We start from the raw sequence: 293 nt of genomic DNA on the forward strand, positions 1-293 counted from the left end.
AACCCATCCCTGGGGGCTTCACTGCCGCATCCCTGCGGCAGAGACCCGGCTTATCTGCTCCGCAACACCGCCTTCTGGCTGCGGAGTGGGCTGCTGGTTCTCTGGCAGTGGCTAAGGTCAACACCCGCCCGGTGACGCAGCTATGTTGTTTGTAACAAGGTCAAATCCAGCTCCGATGACAGGGCTATGTTGCTTGTAGGAAGGTCAAAACCTGCTCCGGTGACAGGGCTATGTTGCGGGTCAGAACGCCGGGGCGCCGTAAACCCATCCCTGGGGGCTTCACTGCCGCATCC

This window comes from Erwinia sp. ErVv1 (genome assembly GCF_900068895.1).
GTDB lineage: Bacteria > Pseudomonadota > Gammaproteobacteria > Enterobacterales > Enterobacteriaceae > Erwinia.